This window comes from Burkholderia sp. 3C (assembly GCF_054589155.1).
Genome location: NZ_BAAILN010000120.1, coordinates 44,673 through 55,504 on the forward strand (window position 1 = coordinate 44,673; position 10,832 = coordinate 55,504).

Consider the following 10,832-nt stretch of genomic DNA (forward strand, 5'->3'; position numbering starts at 1 on the left):
ACGTCACCACAGGGATCGAAATCATGTACGAACCGCTCGAACCGCACGCCAAGGATTTCAACGACATCCGCACGCTGCTGAACGCGCCGGACAGCCAGGCCCGCGTCAACGCATTGCGCGCGGCGCTCGACGCGACCGCCGAGAAGATCGGCGCGACCCCGTCGACCAACGAACTCGACCGCAGCAATCTCGCGAAGCTGTATCGCGGCTTTCTCGCGACCTCGCGAGCGCTCGCCAAGCTGCAGGAGCAGCGCGCGAACGCGTCGTAACCCATTCGCGGGCGGCACGCCGCCTTCGAACGCTGCCCGGCTCCGTGCCCGCCACGGCGTGACGGAACCGGACCGGCATCGCAGTGGCAGTACCTGTCTTTCCTTCGAAAACCGAACTTCCTAGACTCGCGAGGTAACACCATGCCTTCTCTCGGTAATATCAGTTCGCTGGCCGGCTCGGCCTCCAGTTTGGCCAGCACGGCAGGCAACGTTGCAAGCGGCGCAGCCAACTCGGCAGCCGGCTCGGCCGATTCGGCATCGACGCAATCGCAGATGCAAGGCATCAGCAACCAGATGAACCAGATGACGCTCGCTTCGGCGCAGATGCAGCTCCAACAGAGCATGGCGGCTTCGCTGGCGAACGTGATGAAGAGCGGCGCGAGCAACGTCAAAAGCGCATCGCAAGGCGGTTAATGACACACGCGGGCGTCGCGTCACGCGGCGCCGTCGTGGCGGCGGTTTCGCCCGGCTCCGGGCGGCCGCCCTTTTTGTTTTCCGTTGTTCCCCCCCACCCGGCCTTCCCAGTCCAGCCCAGTCCATCGCATGAGCTCAGACCGTTATACCTGGTTGATCGAGGATCTCTGCGCCGTCATCGGCCTGCCCGACGTGCAGGACGTGTTGACCACGCGCGCGATCGAGGTCGAAGGTTTCGACGTCCGCCTCGATTACTTCGATAACGACATCGACGCGATGTACGCGAACTTCCATTACGGAACCGTCACCGCCGGCCGAACCCTGACGATTTTCCGCCTGATGCTCGAAGCGAATCTGCTGGTTTACGCGCAGGATCAGGCACAAATGGGGATCGACACGGATACCGGGAACGTGGTACTGATACTGCGCATTCCGTTCGACAGCGGCGTGGACGGTGCGGAACTGGCCGATCTGCTCGCCCATTACGCAGAGCATGGCCGCTACTGGCGGCGCAACATCATGGAATCGAGCGACGACATGTTCGACGGCATCGCCTCCGGGGAGTACGTCTGGTTGCGCGCATGACCGTCCAGCGCCGCTCGGCCGATCAACCCGAGTCAGGCGTCCCGTGTAGTCCCCGATGTCGAAATCCGATTCCCCACGCGCGCCCAACCGGCGCAGCGTGCTCGCGCCGTCCGATACCCCGGCCGGCCGCACGATCGCTTTTTCCCGCTTCTGGCTGCTGCGCGATGCGGGCCTGCTGATCGCCGACGGCGAAATCGTCTCGATCGGCGCGCGCCCGCTCGCCATCCTGATCCTGTTGATCGACGCCAACGGCCGCGCGGTGGCCATCACCGCGCTGCGTGAAGCGGCCTGGCCCGGCCTCGAAGTCGACGCCAATACCGTCCAGTCCCAGATTTCCGCGCTGCGGCGCGTGCTCGGCGACGATCGCGACCTGATCGAAACCGTGCCGGGCCGCGGCTACCGCTTCGCCGGCGACCTGCGGGTGGTCGATCAGCCCGACGTGGACGGCGGCGAACGCCCGGCCCGCGACGCGGCCGCCGCGCCCGCCGACAGCCCCGCTCCGCTCGACGACGCACCGCTCCAGCCCGCGCCGCTCGCGCGCGACACGCTCGCCCAGGCCCAGCCGCACGACCCGTCGCCATTCGTCGGCCGTCACGCCGAGCTGGCCGAACTGCTGGCCACCGTGCCGGCCGCGCGCACCGTCACGCTGACCGGCGCGGCCGGCATCGGCAAGACCCGCCTCGCGATCGAGGCGGCGCGCGGCCTTGCGCCGGGCTTCCCGGACGGCGTGGCCTACGTGCCGCTCGCCACGCTGTCGACGCCCGACCGCGTGGTGCATGCGATCGCCGATGCGCTCGACGTCGACACCGCCGGCGGCGAGCTCGATGCGTACCAACTCGCCGACACCTTGCGGGAACGCCGCCTGCTGATCGTCATCGATCACGTCTCGCCGCTGCGGCATGCGGTGGCGCGCGTGATCGAGCAGTTGACGGCCGCCGCGCTCGGCGTGCACGTGCTGGCCACCGGCGACGCGCCGCTCGCGGTGCTCGGCGAACGCACCATCGCCGTCGCGCCGCTCGGCGTCTCGGCCGACGCGCACCAGCCCGACGACGCCGGCAACAGCGATGCACTGGCGCTGTTCTTCTCGGCCTTCCTGCGCCGCCAGCGCCGCGATGGCTCGCCCGGCGCCACGCGCCTGCCGGCCGATGCGCTGGCCGCCGCCGCGTCGATCTGCGCGAGCGTGGACGGCATGCCGCATCCGGTCGAACTGCTGGCCGCCGATCTGGCCGTCGCGCTGGCCGCCAGCGGCGAGGTGCGCTCGACGTTCGTCGGCGCCGCGACCGAACTCGACCGCTTCCTCACCCAGCGCTCGGGCGCGCGGCGCCGGCTGCTGCCGCATGGCGATCTGCAACTGGCGTGCGTCGAATTCGTCTACGGCCGGCTCGACGCGGGCACGCGCAGCACCTTGCGCCGGCTCGGGCTGTTTCATGGCGCGTTCGACGAAGCCACGGGGATCGAGCTGCTGGTGGCGTTCGACCGCGCGCTCAGCCTCGACGACACGCCGGCCGAGGTGGCCGGCCGGCGGCTGCGCAACCTGGTGGCGGCGGGCCTCGTCGACGAGGTGGAATGCGACGGCGAACTGCGCCTGCAATTGCCGCCCTCGGTGCGCCGCTTCGCGCTGGCGACACTCGCGCGCACGCCCGAACGCGCCACGCCGGGCGCGCTGCACGCGGCGCAGATCGCGCGCAGCATGGCGCGCCGCTTCGGCGCGGGGCCGTTTCTCGCGCCGCCATCGGTGCGTCACGATCTGGCCGACCTGCGCGCCGCGCTCGACTGGAGCATCGACAACGGCAAGCCCGAACTCGGCGCGGACCTGCTCGACCATTCCGCGCCGCTGTGGGTGCGGCTCGTGCTCGGCGACGAATACGTGGGCTGGGCGCGACGCGTGGCGGTATGCGGCGACAACGGCGCGGTGCGCCGAATTCGCCCCGAGATGCGGGTGGCGGCGGCGCTCGCGAACGCGCTGGCCTGCAAGCGCAACGCGGCCAGCGAGGCGGCGCTTCAATGGCAGCGCGCCTATGAGATCGCCAGCGCCTGCGCCGACAATTCCACGCGGCTGCGCGCGCTGCTGCACCTGTTCTTCCGCGCGCAGATCCGCGGCGAAACCGAGCGCGCGCGCGAGCTGTCGCGCAAGTATTCGGAGATCGCCGACGCCGCGCGCTGGCCCGCCGCGCAGCACAACGCACAGCTCATCGAGGGCATGCTGCGCGCCTACACGGGCGATCTGCATCAGGCGATTCCGCTGCTCGGCGGCACCGCCGGCGACGCCGCCAACCCGCCCGAAGTGGTGCGCGAGGCACGCGCGCTGGCCACCCGCCACGGCCTGTCGCTGCACCTGATCGCGAACGCGGCGCTGTCCACCGTGCAATGGCTGGTGGGCGGCACGCCGCGCGATTGCGAGATCCCCGACCTGATGGCCGCCGACAACGAACCGCTGTCGTGCTGCGTCGCGCTGCGCCACGCCTGCGCGCTGGCCGTGGTGGAAGACGACGTGACACGCGCCGAGGCCTACGCGGCGGCGCTCGTCGAGCTGGCCAGCTCGGCCGCGCCGCGCCGCTGGCTGCGCACCGGCCTCGACGTGCAACGCTGGCTGGTGGGCCGATCCGGCGACCGGCAGGCCGCGCGCGCCCTGGTCGCGGAGATCGCCGGGCGCTTCGAATCGCACCGCGTGCCGCCCGTCGAGCTGGCATTCGTCACCACGCTGCTGCCGTCGATTCCGTTCGAGGCCGAGCCGGTGCTGGCCGACACGCTCGCGAACGGCATCGCGCAGGCCGCGCGCCGCGCCGACCGCACCGGCGAGCGCTGGACGCTGCCCTGGCTGCTGCATCTGCAAGGGCGGCTGTCGCGGGCGCGCGGCGAGGCGTCCGAGCTCACGCGCCGCGCGCTGCTCACCGCGTTGCGCTGCGCCACCGAGCAGGGCGCCTATCGCATCGTCGAACGAATCCGCGCCGATCTCGACGCGCTCGACGGCACGCCCTGAGAAGTCGCGCCCGGCGTAGCCCGCTTCGCATGGCGCGACATGGCTTCCGATACCGTGAGGGTCGTGACTAATGGATGTCACGCAGGCGCCCTAGCATGGCACTCCATCCCAACATGCGGGCCTCGCGATGAAGCGCGAGGCCCGCATGGCGCCACGGAGCCTCGATGCCGTCGTTCAAGTCCGTCCTCGCCCGCATCGGTGGGACCGCAGCCGCCGAGCCGCAGCAGCCGGCCGCGCGCGGCGTGCCCGGCGTGGCGCACGTGGTGCCGGGGCAGGCCGCACCGACCACGCAGCCGGCCGCGCCGCTGCCGAACCGGCGCGACGCGACCCGGCAGAACGCACCGGCCGACGCGCGCACGGCGGGCGACCCGGTCCATCCCGCACCGAACCACGATGCCGCACGCCGCCAATTGGGCACCACCCGCCTGAAGGCGATGTTCTCGCGCTCGGGCGGCCACAACGCCAATCCGAACGCCGCACCGAACACAGCTCGCACGCAAGCGGGCGCCTCGCGCGGCGTGGCCGCCAGCGTCGTCACGCACGTGCAGGCCGCCAGCTCCGAACTGTCCACGCCGTTCCATCAGCGCATCAGCGCGAACCGGCCGATCGGCGCCAGCGAATACGTCACCGGCGGCGCGCGCTACGCGGCCGACCCGAAGGCCTCGCACGCCGAGGCCTTGCGCCGCCGCGCGGGCAAGAAGGCCGGCGCGGCACTGAGCGGCGCGCTGCCCGCAGTGCCCGAGGACGATCACGAGGATGCCGACGAGCAGGCGATGCGGATCGAATCGCTCGACAGCCCCGACGCGCTGCGCACCCAGGTCGACGTGTGGTTCCCCGAGCCGGCCGGCGTGCAGCGCGTGAACGGCGGCGACAACGCGATCCTGGCCGGCCGCCTCGCGGGGCTCGGCGCGCCCGATGCCGCGCCCTCCACGCAACGCGGCGCGCTGCTGGCCATCGCGTTGCGCAGCGCGGGCGCGACCCGCTCCACGGACGCGCGCGCGATCCTCGATGAAATGTCGCGGCTCGATTTCTCGCAGATGGATCAATCGACCAGCGCGAACCCGGCCGGCGCGGCACAGCCGCTCGACGAGACCCGCGCCCGCGCCTGGCTCGCCGCGCGCACCCTGTCGCGCACCGAGGAAGGCTTCGACGCGCTGCAGGTGCTGCGCGGCCCGCGCCCCGACGACACGCCGCTGCGCATCAACGCGCAGCGCACCATGCTCGAAGCGGCCGATCACGCCGATCCCGGCCCGCACGACGCGCTGACGCCCGCCAACGACCCCGCGCCCGGCGCGGTGCAGGCGCGCAACGTGGCGGCCGGCGGCACGCCCACGCTGGCCGCGCGCGCGTTTTCGGCGGCGGCCACCGCGAACACGCACGGCGTCGCGCAGATGAGCGCCGCGCACAAGGGCGACTTCTTCGCGTGGCGCCAGCACTATCGCGAGGACGGCCCCGGCACGCCGCTGGCGAAGACGCGCTCGCGTCTGCACAAGTTCACCGGCAAGGCGCTCGACCAGGCGGGCGAGACGCGCTGGAAGACCTTCGCCGCGCGCTCGGTCGGCAAGCACCGCGCGCCGCTGGCCGCGCTGCGCGGCGGCACGCAGGACGTCACGCGCGCCACCATCGCCAAGGAACAGAAGTCGCTCGCCAAGCTGGCCGAGCATCGCGGCGCGCTGCTCGACCGGCCGATGATGCAGCCCGCCGCGACGCTCACGCACGCGCAGCCGGGCCACTCGATCGCCGAGCTGGCGGCGCTGCATGTCTGGTTCGATCAGGGCGGCTTCAAGACCGGCCAGCCCGATGCCGCGCAAACCAGGCTGATCGTCGCGAAGGCCAACGAGATGCGCAACGCGCTGGCCACCGAGGATCTGTCCGCCACTCCGGAGTTGATGCCCGCACGCGACGCGATGCTGCGCGACACGGCCGGCTGGTCGGGCCGCAACGCGCAGCAGGACCCGGCGTTCCGCGCGCTCGGCACGGTGCCGTTCAACGCGCAGCGCATCGCCGGCTGGACGCAGCGCGCCGGGGTGGAGGACGCGGATTTCATCGGCGCGGTGGATACGCTTAGGAGCGACACCAAGAACCTGCCGCAAACAGTCGCCACGCCGGGCCAGGAAGGCGTGGTGGCGGCGCTGTCCGAGGTGGTCAGGACGATCCCGTCCGGCGCGCGGCTGCGCATGCAGGACGGCAACCGGTTCGGCTTCAGCACGCGCGGGCTGTCGGCCAACGTCGGCAAGCTGCTCAGCGTGCACGGCGTGCCGATCCAGCCGCGCGTGGACCTTCGCGCGGCCGGCAACCGCTCGGCGCTGGTCGAGTTCGCGCGCAGCAACTACGGCTCGGAAATCTTCATGGGCACCGCCAAGGGCATCAGCGCGCAGGCCGGGCTCGGGGTGCGCGTGGGCTACGACTTCGACGTGGGCCTGTCCTACCTGCGCGCGGGCGTGACGACCCAGGCCGTGCTGCACCAGCAGGAGCGCAACGAGCCGAGCGGCGTGTCGCTGCGGGTGGCGCGGCGCGTGCTGCCCGACGGCTCCAACTTCGACGACCGCACGCTCGAAACCAAGTACGCGGCGCTGTTCGAGCATCTGGTCGACAGTTCCGCGACGGCGCGCACCGGCAACGAGGGCGACACCTGGAACCGCCTGGCGGACCAGTTCCTGGAAGATCCGGACATTTCGGTCGGCTGGACCGACGGCATCGACGACACCGTGCGTCGCGGCGGCACCGTGGACGTGGGCGTGTACGGCGGGATTCCCAAGACGCCGCTGTCCGCCGGCATCGGCGTGGGCGCCGGCTATACGGCCACGCGCCGCCATACGCGCGAGGTTCACGACGACGCCGGCGCGCTGCAGGTCGAGCAGCATCGTTCGGGCAGCGGCGCGCGCTGGGTCGCGCGCCTGACCGGCGGCCTGAGCGGCTCGGTGTCGCTCGGGCCGAAGGCGCACGACGTGGGGCTGGGGCTGTCGTCGATCGACACGCCGTCGGCGATCCTCGCGCTGACCGATTCCGGCATCGAATCGCGCGTGCAGATCGCGCGCGACAACGGCAAGCTGGTGCCGCGCTCGTGCCTGGTCGACGTCGAATACAAGTCGGCCGAGACGTTCACGCACGCGGTGGATGCGCAGGCGGGCGCGTGGCGCGACCTGTATGCGCTGAAGTCGCTCAAGGCGCAGGGCGTGGATGTCGATACCGCCACGCCCGCGCACTGGGCCACCGCGCACGAGGCCGCCGACCGGAAGATCGACGCGCTGCTCGGCGACGCGCGCGCCAACTCGGCGCCGAACCAGACGTTCTTCCATCGCTTCCGGCTGCGCGACAGCGCGGCCAGGCAGATCGACGCGCTGACCGCCAGCGACGCCGTGCACGGCCAGCCGACCGCGAGCGTGGCGCGCCGGATCGACGACATCATGACGAACCCGGCGTCGTGGATCGCGTCCGACCTGAAGGTCAAGGAACAGAACGCGATCACCACGCGCACGGGCCTCAACGCGGGCTTGATCGCGACGTCGGTCACGCAGGTGTCGGGCGAGCACGAGATCGTCTCCGAGTCGGCCGATTTCGCGGATCTCGACAAGCTCGAGCGCTATCAGGAGCGGCAGGCGGCGGCGGTGATGGTGCCGCCCGTGGTGGTGCCTCCGCCTGCGGTGCCTGCGGTGCCGGTGCCGCCCGTGGTGCCGCCGCGCTCGGCGTTGCGGCCGCCGCCGCCCGCGCGGACGCCGCCTGCAGTGCCAGCCGATGTGCGGCAACAGCAGCGGCCGGTCGTGCCACCGGCTCCGACGCGGACGCCGCCTGCGATCCCAACCGACATGCGGCAACAGCAGCAGCCCGTCGTGCCGCCGGCTCCCACGCGTACTCCGCCCGCGATCCCAACCGACGCGCGGCAACAGCAACGGCCTGTCGCGCCGCCCGCTCCGACGCGTACTCCGCCTGCGATCCCAACCGACGTGCGGCAACAGCAACGACCTGTCGCGCCGCCTGCGCCCACGCGCACTCCGCCTGCTGTGCCGACCGACGCGCGGCAACAGCAGCAGCAGCCCGTCGTGCCGCCGGCTCCCACGCGTACCCCGCCTGCGATCCCAACCGACACGCAGCAACAGCAGCGCCCCATCGCGCCGCCGCTCGCGCCATCGACATCGCAACGCCGTCCGCAATCGGCCCTGCCGCCGATCCCGGCGCGCTCGCCGCTGCGTCCGCCCCCGCCCCCGCCCGCGGCAGGCACCCGCACCGGCCTCGACAGCCTGCTCGATCCGACGTCCGCTGCCGGGTCGAGCACCGCGTCGCGCTTCCAGTCGTTCGACGCACTGAGCGGCACCGCCACCCCGCGCACCGCGCCGCCGACGCGCCCGGCACCGCCACCGCCCACGCCCGGCAGCAGCACCGGCCCCGGCACCGCCCGCGCGAACGCCGCGAGCACCGCCACGCCGCCGGCCCGCCCGCCCGAAACGCCCTACGTCGACCAGGACGGCGACACGTTCTTCGACGCCCGCGACAGCTTCGACGCGAGCGATGAACAGGACCCGCCGCCGCGCGCCTGATGCGTCCCCGCATCCAGCACGCCACGATGTAATGCAGATGTCGGATCGGCCTCCCGCGCGGCGGCCTCTTCGTCATGCACGACGCACGTTCGCGTTTTGCCGCCGGCGCGCGCCCCATCTCGCTACTGTTGCCGAACACTGGAACACTGGATCAGGTCGATGCATGTGCCATGCACCGGCGACTCGATCCTTACGAGAGGGCCTCATGGCAACCAACAGCATCTCCGGGCGCACCAATACGCCGCCCATCGGCGAGTCGTCCACCCCGACCGATCACACCACCACCCACAACACGACCAACGCGCCCACCACGCGCGCCGGCAACAACGCGCTGTCGGATCTGACCTCGCAGCGTCAGGAGGGCGGCTCGCGCCTGAGCGTGCGCACGCGCCCGCAGACGCAAACCACCGCATCGTCGTCGACCGCCGCGTCCAGCTCGGCGGCCGCCGCCGCGCGCCGCAACGCCCAGCACCCGCCGCCGCCGCGCATGCAGCGCCGCCCGACGCATCCCACGCACGCCACGCAGCAAGAGCGCACGATGCTCGGCGAAACCGATTCGGTCAGCCTCCACAGCCTGCACAGCATCCACGAGACGGACATCACCGACGCGCCGGCACTGGCCGAGTTCAGCTCGGAAGGCCTGAGCCAGCTCGAAACGCAGATGCACGACATGATCGAGGCGTTCGACGTGTCGCACGACCCGGTGCGCCTCGACGCGAACATGGCCGTGCTGCACCAGGCGATCGGCACCGACGACAGCGCCGAGCCGAGCACGCCCGAGCAACGCAAGATGGTGCAGAGCGTGCTCGATTTCGCCAACGACATCGTCAACAACAACTTCGAGAACCCGGTCGGCAAGTTCGTGACCTCGGCCGCGCACTCGATCGTCGCGCGAATCCCGACCGTCTACGGCCCGACGTTCCTGCGTCAGTTGACCGGCCAGAAGCTCGGCGAACTCCTTAGCGACGACAAGGTGTCGAAGGACGTGAAATCGATGATCGGCCTGATGCTGACGGCCGCGCCGATCGCGCTGCTCGTCACCGGCATGATGCGCGACAAGGAAAAGGGCATCGCCACCAACACCAGCCGCAATTCGCGTCTCGCCCTGATGGCGGTGGGCAGCGTGATGGGCCTGGCCGCGGTCGGCACCGGCAGCATGGCCGGCGCGTCGGCCAGCCTGGGCGCGTTCGTGCTGTATTGCGCGATGCGCGACGGCGTGCAGCAGTTCGTCAAGCTCGATCCGAAGGAGGACAAGACGCCGAGCTTCGCGCAATCGCAAGCCGCCGGCACGGCCTACGTGGCCGACCAGATGGTGGTGGGCTCGGGCATGTCGTACACGTCCAGCCCGTCGGGCGCGGGCGCGGCCGGCCAGGTGCTGCAGACGGACCACTCGGCCGAGCGCGCCGGCTGGAACATGTTCGGCGAAGTGGCCGACGACCTGGTGTCGAACTCGATCACCGCCGGCGGCGCACCGGCCCTGAAGGCCTCGCTCCACATGCCGACGCTCGAGGAGCTGAAAAACACCGCCACCGGCGCGTTCCCGGCCCGCGCGACGCTGTTTACGGCCAGCACGCTGCTCTCGCAGATCGTCGCCGACAAGACCACCGGCCTCAGCGAAGGCGCGCAGACCAACGTCAACAACCTGGCCGTGGCGCTGCTGCTCGGCATGGTGATGTACGCGCCGTTCGCGCAGATGGGCAGCACCAAGAAGACGGAAGGCAACGCGTCGGTGCACGAGGTCGATCACAGCGACGACAGCGATGCCGACGGCGGCCCGATCCTGCCGGTCGCCACCGGCACCTCGGCGCAGCAACAGCAAGGCTCGCTGCTGCAACGCCGCAACACGGCGGTCTGACGGCGCGCCTGGCGAGAGTTGGCGTCACGCCGGTTCGCTCGGGTTCGCTCGGGTTCGCTCGGGTTCGCTCGGGTTCGCTCGGGTTCGCTCGGGCCTGCTCGGGCCTGCTCGGGCCTGCTGCCGGCGCGGCAAGCTCGCGCGGACCTCCTCGCCCCGGCGTCGCACCCGGCCCATTGCGGCCCGGGCGCGACGCC

General features: G+C 71.6%; 6 protein-coding genes. All 6 read left to right on the forward strand.

Annotation, left to right across the window (positions count from 1 at the left end; genetic code table 11):
• Positions 1–23: 23 nt before the first annotated feature.
• Positions 24–269, forward strand: a complete 246-nt coding sequence (locus ACYP33_RS24240) for a type III secretion protein (RefSeq protein WP_206131309.1) — start codon at positions 24–26, stop codon at positions 267–269.
• Between the two features lie 141 nt (positions 270–410).
• Positions 411–683, forward strand: coding sequence for a hypothetical protein (locus tag ACYP33_RS24245; RefSeq protein ID WP_414440798.1), 273 nt, complete (start codon positions 411–413; stop codon positions 681–683).
• A gap of 129 nt (positions 684–812) precedes the next feature.
• Positions 813–1,268 (forward strand): CesT family type III secretion system chaperone, encoded by a 456-nt coding sequence (locus tag ACYP33_RS24250; RefSeq protein WP_206131310.1) that lies wholly within the window; start codon positions 813–815, stop codon positions 1,266–1,268.
• 55 nt (positions 1,269–1,323) lie between these two features.
• Positions 1,324–4,248, forward strand: a complete 2,925-nt coding sequence (locus ACYP33_RS24255) for an ATP-binding protein (RefSeq protein WP_414448578.1) — start codon at positions 1,324–1,326, stop codon at positions 4,246–4,248.
• Positions 4,249–4,412: 164 nt separating this feature from the next.
• Positions 4,413–8,783, forward strand: coding sequence for an autotransporter (locus ACYP33_RS24260; protein ID WP_459624252.1), 4,371 nt, complete (start codon positions 4,413–4,415; stop codon positions 8,781–8,783).
• 205 nt (positions 8,784–8,988) lie between these two features.
• Entirely contained in the window at positions 8,989–10,638 is a 1,650-nt protein-coding gene (locus ACYP33_RS24265) for a hypothetical protein (protein WP_459624253.1), read from the forward strand.
• Positions 10,639–10,832 lie beyond the last annotated feature (194 nt).

What these genes read in the sequence shown, in the direction of transcription:
- ACYP33_RS24240 (WP_206131309.1), top strand. Translation starts at nt 24, where the DNA reads ATGTACGAACCGCTCGAACCGCACGCCAAGGATTTCAACGACATCCGC.
- ACYP33_RS24245 (WP_414440798.1), top strand. Translation starts at nt 411, where the DNA reads ATGCCTTCTCTCGGTAATATCAGTTCGCTGGCCGGCTCGGCCTCCAGT.
- ACYP33_RS24250 (WP_206131310.1), top strand. Translation starts at nt 813, where the DNA reads ATGAGCTCAGACCGTTATACCTGGTTGATCGAGGATCTCTGCGCCGTC.
- ACYP33_RS24255 (WP_414448578.1), top strand. Translation starts at nt 1,324, where the DNA reads ATGTCGAAATCCGATTCCCCACGCGCGCCCAACCGGCGCAGCGTGCTC.
- ACYP33_RS24260 (WP_459624252.1), top strand. Translation starts at nt 4,413, where the DNA reads ATGCCGTCGTTCAAGTCCGTCCTCGCCCGCATCGGTGGGACCGCAGCC.
- ACYP33_RS24265 (WP_459624253.1), top strand. Translation starts at nt 8,989, where the DNA reads ATGGCAACCAACAGCATCTCCGGGCGCACCAATACGCCGCCCATCGGC.